The sequence below is a fragment of the Citrobacter sp. Cpo100 genome, from assembly GCF_030332595.1.
Lineage (GTDB): Bacteria > Pseudomonadota > Gammaproteobacteria > Enterobacterales > Enterobacteriaceae > Citrobacter > Citrobacter portucalensis.
In genome coordinates this window covers 1,120,380-1,137,334 of sequence record NZ_JAOWHM010000037.1, presented here as the reverse complement: position 1 = coordinate 1,137,334, position 16,955 = coordinate 1,120,380, and the positions used below count along the sequence as shown (strand labels likewise).

At 53.2% G+C, this 16,955-nt stretch carries 13 protein-coding genes; 11 read left to right on the top strand and 2 right to left on the bottom strand.

The genetic code is table 11. The annotated features are described in order from the left end of the window. Positions 1 to 19 precede the first annotated feature (19 nt). From OGX96_RS21185 to OGX96_RS21170, 4 genes are all read left to right on the top strand, one after another. Positions 20 to 1,252, top strand: a complete 1,233-nt coding sequence (locus OGX96_RS21185; protein WP_286584166.1) for a winged helix-turn-helix domain-containing protein — start codon at positions 20 to 22, stop codon at positions 1,250 to 1,252. Between the two features lie 51 nt (positions 1,253 to 1,303). Then, positions 1,304 to 1,486, top strand: a complete 183-nt coding sequence (ycaR, locus tag OGX96_RS21180; RefSeq protein WP_151217924.1) for a protein YcaR — start codon at positions 1,304 to 1,306, stop codon at positions 1,484 to 1,486. Then, positions 1,483 to 2,229: a 3-deoxy-manno-octulosonate cytidylyltransferase gene (kdsB, locus tag OGX96_RS21175; protein WP_003831932.1), complete on the top strand. Its 747-nt coding sequence runs from the start codon at positions 1,483 to 1,485 to the stop codon at positions 2,227 to 2,229. Before ycaR ends, kdsB begins: the two co-directional genes overlap by 4 nt. A 165-nt stretch (positions 2,230 to 2,394) precedes the next feature. Next, positions 2,395 to 3,288, top strand: a complete 894-nt coding sequence (locus OGX96_RS21170; protein ID WP_286584165.1) for a YcbJ family phosphotransferase — start codon at positions 2,395 to 2,397, stop codon at positions 3,286 to 3,288. A 93-nt stretch (positions 3,289 to 3,381) separates the two neighbouring features. Here OGX96_RS21170 and elyC read toward each other — a convergent pair whose 3' ends face one another. Then, complete coding sequence (gene elyC, locus OGX96_RS21165; RefSeq protein ID WP_103284965.1) at positions 3,382 to 4,146, bottom strand: envelope biogenesis factor ElyC; 765 nt, start codon at positions 4,144 to 4,146, stop codon at positions 3,382 to 3,384. Between the two features lie 135 nt (positions 4,147 to 4,281). On the opposite strand from elyC, the gene cmoM reads away from it, so the two are divergent. The 7 genes from cmoM to OGX96_RS21130 all read left to right on the top strand — a co-directional run bounded on the left by cmoM (position 4,282) and on the right by OGX96_RS21130 (position 15,679). Then, on the top strand, positions 4,282 to 5,085 hold the full coding sequence (cmoM, locus tag OGX96_RS21160; protein WP_003035803.1) for a tRNA uridine 5-oxyacetic acid(34) methyltransferase CmoM: 804 nt from the start codon (positions 4,282 to 4,284) through the stop codon (positions 5,083 to 5,085). Next, entirely contained in the window at positions 5,078 to 6,400 is a 1,323-nt protein-coding gene (gene mukF, locus OGX96_RS21155; RefSeq protein WP_003831939.1) for a chromosome partition protein MukF, read from the top strand. Before cmoM ends, mukF begins: the two co-directional genes overlap by 8 nt. Further along, entirely contained in the window at positions 6,381 to 7,085 is a 705-nt protein-coding gene (mukE, locus tag OGX96_RS21150; RefSeq protein ID WP_003035809.1) for a chromosome partition protein MukE, read from the top strand. The genes mukF and mukE overlap by 20 nt, the downstream gene beginning before the upstream one ends. Further along, complete coding sequence (gene mukB / locus OGX96_RS21145) at positions 7,085 to 11,545, top strand: chromosome partition protein MukB (protein WP_079936780.1); 4,461 nt, start codon at positions 7,085 to 7,087, stop codon at positions 11,543 to 11,545. Before mukE ends, mukB begins: the two co-directional genes overlap by 1 nt. Positions 11,546 to 12,525: 980 nt before the next feature. Then, the gene (gene ldtD, locus OGX96_RS21140; protein WP_191238687.1) at positions 12,526 to 14,277 is read left to right on the top strand and encodes a L,D-transpeptidase; all 1,752 of its coding nucleotides are present in this window, start codon (positions 12,526 to 12,528) and stop codon (positions 14,275 to 14,277) included. Positions 14,278 to 14,454: 177 nt separating this feature from the next. Further along, a complete protein-coding gene (gene mepK, locus OGX96_RS21135; RefSeq protein ID WP_003831948.1) occupies positions 14,455 to 15,003 on the top strand; it encodes a peptidoglycan L,D-endopeptidase MepK in 549 nt (182 codons plus the stop codon). Positions 15,004 to 15,031: 28 nt separating this feature from the next. Next, a complete protein-coding gene (locus OGX96_RS21130; RefSeq protein WP_003831949.1) occupies positions 15,032 to 15,679 on the top strand; it encodes an MBL fold metallo-hydrolase in 648 nt (215 codons plus the stop codon). A 52-nt stretch (positions 15,680 to 15,731) separates the two neighbouring features. On the opposite strand, the gene aspC is transcribed toward OGX96_RS21130, so the two are convergent. Beyond that, a complete protein-coding gene (aspC, locus tag OGX96_RS21125) occupies positions 15,732 to 16,922 on the bottom strand; it encodes an aspartate transaminase (protein WP_198801972.1) in 1,191 nt (396 codons plus the stop codon). Positions 16,923 to 16,955: the final 33 nt, after the last annotated feature.

The window sequence follows — 16,955 nt, the reverse complement described above, 5'->3', positions numbered from 1 at the left end:
ATCATTTATGAGGCCATAAATGTCGTTGCCGCGCCTTTCTCTGACGGATGCCCGTCATCTTCACCTTGCTGCTCAAGGTCTGCTGAAAAAAACACGCCGCCGGGCAACCCCGGCAGATATTCTCGCGACCATTTCGCGGATGTCGTTACTGCAAATCGACACCATCAATATTGTGGCGCGCAGTCCTTACCTGGTGCTGTTTAGTCGTTTAGGCGATTATTCCCCCCAATGGCTGGACGACTCGTTACAGCAGGGCGAACTGATGGAATACTGGGCGCACGAGGCCTGTTTTTTGCCGCGCAGCGATTTTATGCTGATACGTCACCGCATGCTGGCCCCGGAGAATATGGGCTGGAAATATAAAGCGGCGTGGATGAAAGAACATGCGCATGAGATTGAGCAACTGCTCCAGCACATCCAGCATAACGGGCCGGTACGCTCAACTGATTTTGAGCATCCACGCAAAGGGACCAGCGGCTGGTGGGAATGGAAACCGCAGAAGCGTCATCTTGAAGGGTTGTTCACTGCCGGGAAAGTGATGGTCGTGGAACGGCGTAATTTCCAGCGAGTGTATGATTTAACCCATCGCGTCATGCCGCACTGGGACGATGAACGCGACCCACTTTCGCAGAAAGATGCGGAAAGTGTCATGCTGGATAACAGCGCCCGCAGTCTGGGGATTTTCCGCGAACAATGGCTGGCAGACTACTACCGCCTGAAGCGCCCGGCGCTAAAAAACTGGTGCAACGAACGGGCGGAACAGCAGCAGATTATTCCTGTCGACGTTGAAGGGCTAGGAGCCTTGTGGCTGCATAGCCACCTTCAGCCGCTGCTTGAACAGGCGCTGGCGGGCAAATTAACGGCGACTCACAGTGCAGTATTATCACCTTTTGATCCGGTGGTCTGGGATCGTAAACGGGCAGAGCAGCTATTCGATTTTAGCTATCGGCTGGAGTGTTACACGCCAGCACCGAAACGTCAGTATGGTTATTTTGTCTTGCCGTTGCTGCATCGTGGACAGTTGGTTGGGCGGATGGATGCCAAAATGCACCGCAAAACAGGTGTGCTGGACGTTATTTCGCTGTGGTTACAGGATGGGGTTAAGCCTGGAGTGACGTTGCAAAAAGGATTGTTTCAGGCGATTGACGATTTTGCCCGCTGGCAACAGGCAACACGCGTGACGCTGGGACGTTATCCTGAAGGTTTATTTGCTGATGCACGCCATGGTTGGGAAATAGACCCAGCCCTTTAAGCGATTATGTTAATATTTACGGATTCACAATCCGGTCCATCTGGAGGAACTATGGATCATCGTCTGCTTGAAATCATTGCCTGCCCGGTATGCAATGGCAAACTCTGGTTTAACCAGGAAAAACAGGAACTGATTTGTAAACTGGATAACCTTGCTTTCCCACTGCGTGATGGCATTCCCGTGTTACTGGAAACCGAGGCCCGCATTCTGACTGCTGATGAGAGTAAATCATGAGTTTTGTGGTCATTATTCCTGCGCGTTATGCGTCCACACGTCTGCCGGGTAAACCGTTGCTGGATATCAACGGTAAACCGATGATCGTGCATGTACTGGAGCGTGCGCGTGAATCTGGCGCTGAACGTATCATCGTTGCTACCGATCACGAGGATGTCGCTCGCGCGGTAGAAGCGGTGGGTGGCGAAGTGTGCATGACTCGCGCCGATCACCAGTCTGGTACGGAGCGCCTGGCGGAAGTCGTCGAGAAATGTGGTTTTAGCGATGATACCGTTATTGTGAACGTACAGGGTGATGAGCCGATGATTCCTGCGGTCATTATTCGCCAGGTGGCTGAGAATCTGGCGCAACGTCAGGTCGGTATGGCGACTCTTGCGGCTCCGATTCACAGTGCGGAAGAGGCATTTAATCCGAATGCGGTAAAAGTCGTGTTGGACGCTGAAGGATATGCTCTCTATTTTTCACGCGCGACCATCCCATGGGATCGCGATCGTTTCGCCAAAAGTCTGGAAACGGTGGGGGACACCTTCCTGCGCCATCTGGGCATTTACGGCTATCGCGCCGGTTTTATTCGCCGCTATGTTAACTGGCAGCCTAGCCCGCTTGAGCATATCGAAATGCTGGAGCAGCTGCGAGTGCTGTGGTACGGCGAAAAAATTCACGTTGCCGTCGCAAAAGAAGTCCCGGGTACCGGCGTAGACACTGCCGAAGATCTTGAGCGCGTTCGCGCCGAAATGCATTAGTTTTTCTCACGGCACTCCCCCCATATTGAGGCGTATTTTTGGGAGGAGTGTCGTATCGTTGCGCTTTCCCTCCACTTTTCTTTTCATCAATTGATCTCATCCGGGTGACATCTGTCTGCACGACGCTCATTATGAAAGCAGTAGCATTTATGAGGGCAATCTGAAATGGAACAGTTGCGTGCCGAACTCAGCCACCTGCTGGGCGAAAAACTCAGTCGCATAGAATGCGTGAATGAAAAACTGGATACGGCCCTGTGGTCACTGTACGACAGCCAGGGAAATCCGATGCCGCTGATGGCGAGAAGTTTCACCACGCCAGGTATGGCGCAGCAGTTGGCATGGAAAACCTCCATGTTGGCGCGCAGTGGTACGGTGCGAATGCCCGTCATTTATGGGGTCTTAACCCACGAGGAGCATCCCGGTCCCGATGTGCTACTGCTTGAGCGTTTACGTGGCGTGCCGGTGGAAGCGCCAGCCCGAACGCCCGAACGCTGGGAGCATTTAAAAGATCAGATCGTAGAAGGTCTGCTGTCATGGCATCGGCAGGATAGCCGTGGCTGCGTGGGAATGGTGGATAACACGCAAGAGAACATCTGGCCATCCTGGTATCGTCAGCGTGTTGAAGTGTTGTGGACCACTTTAAATCAGTTCAACAATACCGGGCTGACGATGCAGGATAAGCGGATCCTGTTTCGTACCCGTGAGTGTTTGCCCGCTTTATTTGAAGGATTCAATGATAACTGCGTGCTGATCCACGGTAATTTTAGTTTACGTAGCATGCTCAAAGACGCCCGTAGCGATCAGCTTCTGGCGATGGTCGGACCGGGATTGATGCTGTGGGCACCCAGAGAGTATGAATTGTTCCGTTTAATGGATAATGCGCTGGCGGAAAGTCTGCTTTGGCAATACCTGCAACGCGCGCCCGTGGCGGAGTCCTTCATCTGGCGGCGCTGGCTGTATGTGTTATGGGATGAGGTGGCGCAACTGGTCAACACCGGACGTTTTAACCGCTCCAACTTTGACCTTGCCACGAAATCACTGCTGCCGTGGCTCGCCTGATGAACATGTGAACGCCTTATCCGGCCTACAATTCTGCGCTGAACACGTAGGCCTGATAAGACGCGTTAGTGTCGCCATCAGGCAACATTCCTGTCAATGTTCCGATCCCTTTAGCCACTGCCAGATTCGCCCCAACGTTTCGTAACCAACACGATCGCTATGCATCAACCAGACGGGAGAGGGGATCGCGCGCTCCCACGGATTAAGCGGTGAATCAATCGCTAACTGGTTGGCTGGCGCGGGCAACGGATGTAGTCCGGCCTGTTGGAAGAAAATCATTGCTCGCGGTAAGTGCGATGCGGAGGTCACCAGCAGGAACGGCGCGCTGCCGATGGCCTGCTTAACCGCTGCGGCTTCTTCTTCGGTGTCTTTAGGTTTATCCAGCGTGATGATATCACCGGGCGGCACACCCAGTGACTTCGCTACGCGGGCGCCCGCTTCTGCAGTACTGACGTTATTGCTCTTTGCCGCAGCACCGGTAAAGATAAGCTTCGATCCCGGGTTAGCACGCCAGAGGCGAATACCTTCATTCAGACGCGGAAGACTGTTGCTTATCAGGTTTGAACTCGGCGCCCACTGTGGATTCCAGGTATACCCACCGCCCAGCACCACAATGTATTCCACTTTTTGTGTATCCTGCCAGGTTGGATAGCTGTCCTCAATCGGTTTCAGCAGACTGTCGGCGACGGGCTGCAAGCTTAGAAGTAACAGTGCCAGCCAACTCAGGCTAATGCACACTTTCCCTGTTTTTTGAAAGCGGCTAAACCAGAGCAGCGCCAGGCCTATGCCCATGATAATGAGCATTAGCGGAAGTGGCAGCATCATACCGCCAATCACTTTCTTGAGCGTAAAAAGCATCCTTTTTGGTTCCTTTTTTAACCATACAGCAGGGGATCAGCAGGGATATTACACCAGGAAGGTTCATTCTCGGCGTGGGTGTGACAAAATAGCGGTTTTACTTAGTCACCCTAAAGCCAGCATGTGGAGAGCCCGATGCGGGATCGCAATTTTGATGACATTGCAGAGAAGTTTTCCCGTAACATTTACGGCACCACCAAAGGTCAGCTTCGTCAGACGATCCTCTGGCAGGATCTGGACAAACTTCTTGCCGACTACGCGGGCCAAACGTTGCGTGTGCTTGATGCGGGTGGCGGAGAAGGGCAGACAGCAATTCTGATGGCGCAGCGGGGCCATCACGTCACCTTGTGCGACCTTTCTGCTGAGATGGTGGCGCGAGCGCAACGGGCGGCAGAAGAGCAAGGTGTGAGCGACAACATGCATTTTATACATTGTGCCGCTCAGGACATCCCACAGCATTTGGATTCTCAGGTTGATCTGATATTGTTTCATGCTGTGCTGGAATGGGTGGCCGATCCGCAAGCCGTCTTAAAAACATTGTGGTCGATGTTACGCCCGGGCGGTGCTTTATCGCTGATGTTCTACAATGCAAACGGTCTGTTGATGCGTAATGTGTTGGTCGGTAATTTCGGCTATGTACAGCAGGGAATGTATAAAAAGAAACGGCGCACGTTGTCTCCCGATTTTCCGCGCGACCCTCAGCAGGTCTATGGCTGGCTGGAGGAGATTGGCTGGGAGATAACCGGTAAAACGGGCGTGAGGGTGTTTCATGATTATCTGCGTGATAAACAAAAACAGCATGACTGTTTTGATGCTTTAACAGAAATAGAAACACGTTATTGCCGCCAGGAACCGTATATCAGCCTTGGGCGCTATATTCATGTCACCGCGATTAAACGTCCGGCCCGAGCCGCAGATGCAAGGATAACCTATGAGTGAATTTTCCCAGACAGTCCCCGAACTGGTTGCCTGGGCCAGAAAAAATGACTTCTCCATCTCTCTGCCGGTAGACAGACTTTCGTTCCTGCTGGCTGTTGCCACACTAAACGGTGAGCGACTTGACGGTGAGATGAGTGAAGGTGAACTGGTGGATGCGTTCCGCCATGTGAGTGATGCGTTTGAGCAAACCAGCGAAACCATCGGCGTCCGCGCCAACAACGCGATCAACGATATGGTGCGTCAACGTCTGCTGAACCGCTTTACCAGCGAGCAGGCTGAAGGCAACGCCATTTACCGTTTAACGCCGCTCGGGATTGGCATCACAGATTACTATATTCGTCAGCGCGAATTCTCTACGCTGCGTCTTTCTATGCAGCTGTCAATTGTGGCAGGCGAACTGAAGCGCGCGGCGGATGCGGCAGCGGAAGGTGGTGATGAGTTCCACTGGCATCGCAACGTCTATGCGCCATTGAAATACTCGGTGGCGGAGATTTTCGACAGTATCGATCTGACCCAGCGCATCATGGATGAACAGCAGCAGCAGGTAAAAGACGACATCGCACAGTTGCTAAACAAAGACTGGCGGGCGGCGATTTCCAGCTGTGAAATGCTGCTGTCTGAAACATCTGGTACGCTGCGTGAGCTGCAAGATACGCTGGAAGCGGCAGGGGATAAGCTGCAGGCTAATCTGTTACGCATCCAGGACGCCACGATGACGCATGACGATTTGCATTTTGTCGATCGGCTGGTGTTTGATTTACAAAGCAAGCTCGACCGCATTATTAGCTGGGGCCAGCAGTCCATTGACTTGTGGATCGGCTACGATCGTCACGTGCATAAATTTATCCGTACCGCGATCGACATGGATAAAAACCGCGTCTTCGCCCAGCGTCTGCGTCAGTCCGTGCAGACCTACTTTGACGACCCATGGGCGCTGACCTATGCCAACGCCGATCGTCTGCTGGATATGCGTGACGAGGAGATGGTGCTGCGTGACGAAGAGGTCACCGGTGAACTTCCGGAAGACCTGGAATATGAAGAATTTAACGAGATCCGTGAGCAACTGGCGGCGATCATCGAAGAACAGCTGGCTATCTACAAATCCAGACAAACACCACTGGATCTCGGCTTGGTAGTGCGCGAGTATCTGGCGCAATACCCACGTGCGCGTCATTTCGACGTCGCGCGTATTGTTATCGATCAGGCGGTACGCCTTGGCGTAGCGCAAGCAGACTTCACCGGACTGCCAGCCAAATGGCAGCCGATTAATGATTACGGAGCCAAGGTACAGGCGCATGTCATTGACAAATATTGAACAAGTGATGCCGGTAAAGCTGGCGCAGGCGCTGGCGAATCCGTTATTTCCGGCACTGGATAGTGCCTTACGTTCGGGCCGCCATATCGGTCTGGATGAACTGGATAATCATGCCTTCCTGATGGATTTTCAGGAATATTTTGAAGAGTTTTACAGCCGCTATAACGTGGAATTGATCCGTGCGCCGGAAGGGTTCTTCTACCTTCGTCCGCGTTCAACGACGCTCATTCCGCGTTCGGTCCTGTCTGAACTGGACATGATGGTGGGTAAAATTCTTTGCTATCTCTATCTCAGCCCGGAACGCCTGGCGAACGAAGGGATTTTTACCCAGCAAGAGCTGTACGACGAGCTGCTAACGCTGGCAGATGAAGCGAAGTTACTGAAGCTGGTGAACAACCGTTCAACCGGTTCTGACGTTGACCGCCAGAAGCTACAGGAAAAAGTGCGTTCTTCGCTCAACCGCTTGCGCCGCTTAGGCATGGTGTGGTTTCTGGGCCACGACAGCAGCAAATTCCGTATTACGGAATCTGTCTTCCGCTTTGGTGCGGATGTGCGTAGCGGTGACGATCCGCGTGAAGCACAGCGTCGCTTAATTCGTGATGGTGAAGCGATGGCGGTCGAGAACCGTCTGCAGCTCAACGATGAGCCCGAAGAGAATCAGCCGGACAGTGGAGAAGAAGAATAATGATTGAACGCGGTAAATTTCGCTCACTTACGCTGATTAACTGGAATGGTTTTTTTGCCCGTACGTTTGATCTCGATGAGCTGGTCACCACGCTGTCCGGTGGTAACGGTGCGGGTAAATCCACCACCATGGCGGCATTTGTTACGGCGCTCATTCCGGACTTAACCCTGCTGCATTTCCGTAACACCACCGAAGCCGGTGCAACCAGCGGTTCACGTGATAAAGGCCTGCACGGTAAGCTGAAAGCAGGGGTTTGTTATTCAATGCTCGACGTCCTCAACTCGCGTCATCAGCGCGTGGTCGTGGGGGTGCGTCTGCAACAGGTTGCTGGTCGCGATCGCAAAGTGGATATCAAACCGTTTGCCATTCAGGGGCTGCCGATGTCGGTACAGCCAACCCAACTGGTGACGGAAACGCTGAACGAACGCCAGGCGCGCGTACTGTCTCTACCTGAGCTGAAAGAGAAGCTTGATGAGATGGAAGGCGTGCAGTTTAAGCAGTTCAACTCAATAACCGATTATCACTCATTGATGTTCGATCTGGGCATCATTGCCCGTCGTCTGCGCTCTGCGTCCGATCGTAGTAAATTCTACCGTCTGATTGAAGCCTCGCTGTACGGCGGGATCTCCAGCGCCATTACCCGTTCACTGCGTGACTACCTGCTGCCGGAAAACAGCGGCGTACGTAAAGCGTTCCAGGATATGGAAGCCGCGCTGCGTGAAAACCGTATGACGCTGGAAGCGATTCGCGTAACGCAGTCTGACCGCGACCTGTTTAAGCATTTAATCAGTGAAGCGACCAACTATGTGGCCGCAGATTATATGCGCCACGCCAATGAACGTCGTATCCATCTGGATAAAGCACTGGAATATCGTCGTGAACTGTATACCTCTCGCAAGCAGCTGGCGGCAGAGCAGTACAAACACGTGGATATGGCGCGTGAACTGGGTGAGCACAACGGTGCGGAAGGCGATCTGGAAGCTGATTACCAGGCCGCGAGCGATCACCTGAATCTGGTGCAAACCGCGCTGCGTCAGCAGGAAAAAATTGAACGCTACGAGGCGGATCTCGAAGAATTGCAGGTCCGTCTTGAAGAACAAAACGAGGTGGTCGCGGAAGCCGTTGACCGCCAGGATGAAAACGAAGCCCGCGCAGAAGCCGCTGAGCTGGAAGTGGATGAGCTGAAAAGCCAGCTTGCCGATTACCAGCAAGCGCTGGACGTCCAGCAAACGCGAGCCATCCAGTATACCCAGGCGATCCAGGCCCTAAACCGGGCGAAAGAGCTCTGCCACTTACCGGACCTGACAGCCGACAGCGCCGCCGAATGGCTGGAGACTTTCCAGGCCAAAGAGCAGGAAGCCACTGAAAAGCTGCTGACGTTAGAACAAAAAATGAGCGTGGCGCAAACCGCGCATAGCCAGTTTGAACAGGCTTATCAGTTGGTGGCGGCTATCAACGGCCCGCTGGCGCGCGGTGAAGCCTGGAGCGTGGCGCGTGAACTGCTGCGCGAAGGCGTGGAACAGCGCCACCTGGCAGAACAGGTTCAGCCGTTGCGTATGCGACTGAGCGAACTGGAGCAGCGTCTGCGCGAACAGCAGGATGCCGAGCGTCTGCTGGCCGAATTCTGCAAGCGTCAGGGTAAACAGTTCGATATCGATGAGCTGGAAGCGCTGCACCAGGAGCTGGAAGCACGCATCGCCGCCTTGTCGGACAGCGTCTCGTCTGCCAGCGAACAGCGTATGACGCTGCGTCAGGAGCAGGAACAGCTGCAATCCCGTATTCAGCATTTGATGAAGCGGGCACCTGTCTGGCTGGCTGCGCAAAATAGCCTGAATCAGCTTAGCGAGCAGTGTGGTGAAGAGTTTACCTCCAGCCAGGACGTGACCGAGTATCTGCAACAATTGCTGGAGCGCGAGCGTGAGGCCATTGTTGAGCGTGATGAAGTCGGCGCACGTAAAAATGCAGTTGATGAAGAGATTGAACGTTTAAGTCAGCCGGGCGGGGCGGAAGATCAGCGTCTGAACGCGCTGGCTGAACGCTTTGGCGGCGTACTGCTGTCAGAAATTTATGATGACGTTAGCCTTGAAGATGCACCGTACTTCTCTGCGCTATACGGTCCTTCGCGTCATGCCATTGTGGTACCGGATCTGTCGCTGATTACCGAACAGCTTGAAGGGCTGACGGATTGCCCGGAAGATCTCTATTTCATCGAAGGGGATCCGCAGTCGTTTGATGACAGCGTCTTCAGCGTTGATGAACTGGAAAATGCGGTGGTGGTGAAAACTGCCGAGCGTCAGTGGCGTTATTCTCGCTTCCCGACGGTGCCTATTTTTGGGCGTGCAGCACGTGAAAGCCGTATCGAAACCCTGCATGCCGAGCGTGAAGGGCTGTCTGAACGTTTCGCCACGCTCTCCTTTGACGTCCAGAAAACCCAACGTCTGCATCAGGCGTTCAGTCGCTTTATCGGCAGCCATCTGTCGGTGGCGTTTGAAGCCGATCCAGAAGCGGAAATTCGCCAACTGAATAGCCGTCGCGTTGAACTGGAACGTGCGCTGACCAATCATGAAAATGATAACCAGCAAAGCCGTATGCAGTTTGAACAGGCGAAAGAGGGCGTCTCTGCGCTGAACCGCCTGCTGCCGCGCTTGAATCTGCTGGCAGATGATACTCTAGCCGATCGCGTAGACGAAATTCGCGAGCGTCTGGATGAAGCTCAGGAAGCCGCGCGTTTTGTACAGCAACATGGCAATCAGTTGGCGAAACTGGAACCTATCGTTTCGGTTCTGCAAAATGACCCTGAGCAGTTTGAACAGCTGAAGGAAGACTATGCGTATTCCCAGCAGATGCAGCGCGATGCGCGTCAGCAGGCTTTTGCGCTGACCGAAGTTGTACAGCGTCGGGCGCACTTTAGTTATTCCGACTCAGCCGAAATGCTGAGCGGCAATAGCGATCTGAACGAAAAATTGCGTGAACGCCTGGAACAGGCGGAAGCCGAACGTACCCGCGCTCGCGAAGCGCTGCGCAGCCACGCCGCACAGTTAAGCCAGTACAACCAGGTCATGGCATCGCTGAAAAGCTCTTATGACACCAAAAAAGAGCTGCTGAACGATTTACAACGTGAACTGCAGGATATTGGCGTTCGTGCGGACAGCGGTGCCGAAGAGCGCGCGCGTATCCGTCGTGACGAACTGCATGCACAACTCAGCAACAACCGTGCACGCCGCAACCAACTTGAGAAAGCACTGACCTTCTGCGAAGCGGAGATGGAAAACCTGACCCGCAGACTGCGCAAGCTGGAACGTGATTATCATGAAATGCGCGAGCAGGTAGTCACCGCCAAAGCCGGCTGGTGTGCAGTCATGCGGATGGTGAAAGATAACGGTGTGGAACGGCGTCTGCACCGTCGCGAGTTGGCCTATCTTTCCGGTGACGAACTGCGTTCGATGTCGGATAAGGCGCTCGGTGCGCTACGTCTGGCGGTTGCAGATAACGAGCACCTGCGCGATGTGTTGCGTCTGTCTGAAGATCCAAAACGTCCAGAGCGCAAAATTCAGTTCTTCGTCGCGGTTTACCAGCATCTGCGTGAACGTATTCGCCAGGATATTATTCGTACCGATGATCCGGTTGAAGCCATTGAACAGATGGAGATTGAGCTGAGCCGTCTGACGGAAGAGTTAACCTCACGCGAACAGAAGCTGGCGATCAGCTCACGCAGCGTGGCGAACATTATTCGTAAGACCATTCAGCGTGAACAGAACCGTATTCGCATGCTGAACCAGGGGCTGCAAAGCGTGTCGTTTGGCCAGGTCAACAGCGTTCGCCTGAACGTCAATGTGCGTGAAACACATGCTACCTTGCTGGACGTACTTTCAGAGCAGCATGAACAGCATCAGGATCTGTTTAACAGCAATCGCCTGACCTTCTCAGAAGCGCTGGCGAAGCTGTATCAGCGTCTGAATCCGCAGATAGACATGGGGCAACGTACGCCACAAACCATTGGTGAAGAGCTGCTAGATTACCGTAACTATCTGGAAATGGAAGTTGAGGTTAACCGTGGCTCTGACGGCTGGCTGCGTGCTGAGTCTGGTGCGTTGTCAACGGGTGAAGCGATCGGGACCGGGATGTCTATTCTGGTGATGGTGGTGCAAAGCTGGGAAGATGAAGGCCGCAGATTGCGCGGGAAAGATATATCTCCTTGCCGCCTGCTGTTCCTTGATGAAGCTGCACGACTCGATGCGCGTTCTATTGCGACCTTGTTTGAGCTGTGTGAGCGTTTGCAGATGCAGCTGATTATCGCTGCGCCGGAAAACATCAGCCCAGAGAAAGGCACCACCTACAAACTGGTGCGTAAAGTCTTCCAGAACACCGAACACGTTCACGTGGTGGGGCTGCGCGGATTTGCGCCTCAGTTACCGGAACCACTGCCGGGGACTGAAGATGCCTCCTCGCAGGCAAGCTAAGCAAAAAGGCGGCTACATGGCTAATGCTCATCAGTTAAGCATGTATGATGAACATGTGATTCTTGCTCAGGGTTCCGTTCACCTCAGTGGTGTCATTTCTCTGAAGCGCAGATACCTGTGAACGTGCAAGGGAGGCTCACCGCCACCTCCCTTGCAACCCAGGCTCCCGGCGGGAAAATCGTCGCTGCGCGAGTTATTCGTCTTATGCCGTCTGCCTGTCGGGTCGGGGCCGAGCCTGCATCCATGCAGGCCATCCCCTCTGCCCGCATCCCTGCGGGCAGTCCCGGGCAGACGTCAACGCCTCATCGATTTTCAGCCGGACAGGGGTCATCGCTTCAATGCCCTGACTTTCAGTAAAAGCTGTTTTGCTGTTTAAACAAAAACGCAGATGGTCAGGTGTGGGCTGGTCCGGCTGAAAATTGCCGACGTGTTTCCGTAAGGCCGGGAGAGCCAGCATGGATGCTGGCTCAGGGCGCGCTTTGCAGGGACGCTTCCTCGCGCCCGGCCCGGTAGCCAGGAGGAATAAGCGGAGGGTATTGCGTAGCAACAATTTTCCCGCCGGGAGCCGGGATTGTAAAGGGCGTGGCGGAGAACGCCCTTTACACGTTCACGGGAATCCGTGTTTCAGAGAAACAATGAGCATGAGGTGAACGGAACTCTATTTCCGAGATAGCATGTTCTTTACCTCCGCCAGTTTACTGAAACTGAGGCGCTAACTGACTGGCATTACGGCTACATGGCCGCCTTATTTTTTTCCGAAAAGACTTCATGCCTGGTGTAATTTCTTTAGACTTCTTTACATTAGGTTAGGCAAAAAGTTTTTGATGTTTATATACTAAAGGTGAGCCTAACGCATCACAGGCTTGCTCGTCATACTTCAGTTTGTATTGGCGTTTTACAGGTCCGACCCTCGTCAGAATAAAGAGGAATACAGACGGCCTGGCTATTCAGAGTATGATAAAGAAAACAGGGGGCAAGGGATGTTGCTTAATAAAATGTGTGGTCGTCGGCTATCGGCAATCAGTTTGTGCCTGGCCGTAACATTCGCTCCACTGTTCAATGCTCAGGCCGATGAGCCTGAAATGATCCCTGGCGATAGCTCTGCGACCGTCAGTGAACAGCCAACAGCGTTATCGCAGCCGCAGGTTCAATCTTCTGCGACGGCCATCATGGCGGGTATTCAACCGCTGCCAGAAGGCGTGTCTGTCGATAAAGCCCGCGCCGAAATACACTCTCAGCTGCCAGCAGGTTATACGCCGGTTTACATGAGCCAGCTGGAACTGCTGTATGCCGCACGCGAAATGAAGCCGATGTGGGAAAATCGTGATGCGGTAAAGGCATTTCAGCAACAGTTAGCCGAGGTCGCAATTGCCGGCTTTCAGCCGCAGTTCACTACCTGGGTTGCACTTCTGACTGACCCGGCAGTAACCGGTCAGGCGAGAGACATCGTGCTCTCTGATGCGATGATGGGGTATCTGCACTTTATCGCTAACATCCCTGTCAAAGGTAATCGCTGGCTTTACAGCGATAAGCCCTATGCGCTAACGACGCCGCCGATTTCCGTCATCAACCAGTGGCAGGTCGCACTGGATAACGGTCAACTGACTTCATTTGTGGCCAGCCTTGCGCCTCAACATCCGCAGTATGCAGCCATGCATGAATCACTGCTCAAGCTGGTGGGCGATACACGTCCCTGGCCACAGCTCACCAGTACAGCAACGCTGCGTCCGGGGGAGTGGAGTAATGACATCCCCGCGCTACGTGAAATTTTGCGTCGAACCGGGATGCTGGAGCCTGCCGTCAGTACGTCTGGCAAAGAAGGGCGTGGTACCTACGATCGTGAATTGGTTGATGCGGTAAAGCGTTTTCAGACGTGGCAGGGACTTGGCGCAGATGGCGCGATTGGCCCTGCGACGCGTGACTGGCTGAACGTGACGCCTGCTCAGCGTGCGGGCGTGCTGGCGTTAAATATTCAGCGCTTGCGCCTGCTGCCGAGTGAGCTGTCTACCGGTATCATGGTGAACATTCCTGCCTATTCGCTGGTTTATTATCAGAATGGCAATCAGGTGCTGGCCTCGCGCGTTATTGTCGGGCGTCCCGATCGTAAAACGCCGATGATGAGCAGTGCGCTAAATAACGTGGTCGTTAACCCACCGTGGAACGTTCCGCCGACGCTGGCACGTAAAGATATTCTGCCTAAGTTATGGAATGATCCGGGATATCTTGAACGTCACGGCTATACCGTAATGCGCGGCTGGAACAGTAAAGAGACGATAGATCCGTGGCAGGTTGACTGGGCGACCATCACTGCGTCCAATCTGCCGTTCCGCTTTCAGCAGGCTCCGGGTGCACGTAACTCGCTCGGACGCTATAAATTCAATATGCCGAGTTCGGACGCTATTTATCTGCACGATACGCCGAACCACAATCTGTTCCAGAAAGATACGCGGGCGTTAAGCTCCGGATGCGTGCGTGTGAACAAGGCATCTGAGCTGGCGAATATGCTGCTACAGGACGCGGGTTGGAATGATTCACGCATCTCGGATGCCCTGAAGCAAGGGGATACGCGGTATGTGAATATTCGCCAGAATATTCCGGTCAACCTCTACTATCTGACCGCATTTGTCGGCCCTGATGGGCGCACGCAGTATCGTACAGATATTTACAATTACGATCTGACAGCGCGATCCAGCGCACAAATTGTGTCAAAAGCCGAGCAATTAATCAGATAAATGAAGCAGTTCGAGGAAAATGATTGTCGTAAGTTATGCTGGAAACGGGGCAAAATGGCTGTGAGCCCCGTATTTCCTGGGGTTGGGAGCCTTGACGTGGACTACTTAGCCAGATAAGGTTTCCCGCGTGCGCTAGAGCATACATACGATAACATTGACCTTGTAGACCTTAATACCATGGACAAATTTGACGCTAATCGCCGCAAACTGCTGGCGCTTGGTGGTATTGCCCTCGGCGCTGCCATCTTGCCTACGCCTGCATTTGCAACACTCTCTACCCCACGTCCGCGTATATTGACTCTGAATAACCTGCATACCGGTGAGTCAATAAAAGCAGAGTTTTTTGATGGCAGGGGCTATATTCAGGACGAATTAGCAAAACTTAACCACTTTTTCCGTGATTTTCGGGCCAATAAAGTGAAATCCATTGACCCGGGACTGTTTGATCAACTCTTCCGTCTGCAGGGCCTGCTGGGCACGCGTAAACCCGTACAGCTGATCTCAGGCTATCGCTCTATCGATACCAATAATGAACTCCGTGCACGTAGCCGTGGTGTGGCCAAGAAAAGCTACCACACTAAAGGTCAGGCCATGGATTTCCATATTGAAGGCATTGCATTAAGTAATATTCGCAAAGCTGCGTTATCTATGCGCGCAGGTGGTGTAGGATACTACCCCAGCAGTAACTTTGTGCATATTGACACCGGCCCTGCACGGCACTGGTGATCCATAAGCTTAATGAAACAGGAGCTGTATGAACTATCGTATTATTCCGGTCACTGCCTTCGCCCAGAACTGCTCGCTAATCTGGTGTGAGCAGACTCGTCTGGCCGCGCTGGTCGATCCCGGCGGCGATGCCGAGAAAATCAAACAGGAAGTGGATGCCAGCGGTCTGACGCTAATGCAGATCCTGCTTACTCACGGTCATCTTGACCATGTTGGAGCGGCGGCTGAACTGGCACAGCATTATGGTGTACCGGTTATTGGCCCGGAAAAAGAAGATGAGTTCTGGTTACAGGGACTCCCTGCTCAGAGCCGCATGTTTGGCTTGGGAGATTGTGAGCCGCTGACGCCCGATCGCTGGTTGAATGAAGGTGACCGGATAAGCGTTGGCAACGTGACGTTACAGGTTCTGCATTGTCCGGGTCATACACCGGGACATGTGGTCTTCTTTGATGAGCAATCAAAATTACTGATTTCTGGTGATGTGATTTTCAAAGGCGGCGTAGGGCGCAGCGATTTCCCGCGCGGAGATCATAGCCAACTGATCGATTCGATTAAACGTAAACTTTTGCCGTTGGGCGATGATGTGACGTTTATTCCGGGTCATGGACCACTTTCTACGCTGGGTAACGAACGGCTACATAACCCGTTCCTGCAGGATGAAATGCCTGTCTGGTAATATCTCAGATAAACAAAAGGCCGCTATTGCGGCCTTTTTTGTGCGCGATAGATTACAGTACTGCGACAATCGCTTCGCACAGCGGCGCCATATTATCTGGCGTCATTCCTGCCACGTTTACGCGTCCGGAAGCGACGGCATAGACGCCAAACTCTTCACGCAGACGCAGAACCTGCTCTTTGGTCAGGCCGCTAAACGAGAACATGCCGTTCTGTTTGATGATAAAGCTGAAGTCGCGGTTTGCACCTTTCTCTTGCAACGTATTCACAAACAGTAAACGCATGCGCTGAATGCGCTGGCGCATATCAGTCAGTTCCTGTTCCCAGATAGCACGCAGCGCGTCGTTGCTCAGAATCGTGGCCACTACGGATGCACCGTGTGCTGGTGGGTTGGAATAGTTAGCGCGAATGGCTGATTTCATCTGGCTGAACGCACGGTCAACGGTTTCAGTATCGGCAGCAACCAGCGTACAGGCGCCTACACGCTCATTGTACAGTCCAAAGTTCTTGGAGTAGGAGCTGGCAACGATCAGCTCTTTGTGCAGAGCCGCAAATGCGCGCAGACCTTCTGCATCTTCTTCCAGGCCACGGGCAAAACCCTGGTATGCGAAGTCGAACAGCGGTAACCAACCTTTTTCGACAGACATCTGAGCCAGCGTTTGCCACTGTTCCAGCGTAGGATCGATGCCGGTAGGGTTATGGCAGCAGCCGTGGAATAGCACCACGTCGCCAACCTGCGCTTCGCTGAGGCTTGCCAGCAGCGCATCAAAATCTAACGAGTGGTTTGCTGCATCGTAATAGTTGTATTCACAAACTTCCAGGCCTGCAGAGTTAAAGACGCTCTTATGGTTCGGCCAGCTTGGATTGCTCACCCATACGCGTTTAGCCGACGTATTTTTTGCCAGAAAATCAGCTGCCACACGCAGTGCACCAGTGCCGCCAGGGGTCTGTGCGGTACGTGCACGCTTATCGTTGATCAGCGAACTTTCTTTACCAAACAGTAATTCCTGAGTGCAGCGACCAAACTCTGGAATACCGTCAATGCCAAGGTAATTTTTGGTGGTTTCATTTTCCAGTATATATTGCTCGGCTTTTTTAACGCTGGTCAGCACCGGCGTTTTGCCTGTCTCATCTTTATATACACCGATCCCGAGGTTTATTTTTCCAGGGCGGTCATCGGCACGAAACAAATCAGCCAGACCCAAAATGGGGTCGGCAGGAGCGGCGGTAATGTTCTCAAACATGACGAGGTTCCATAGTGATTACAGAAGGGAAGT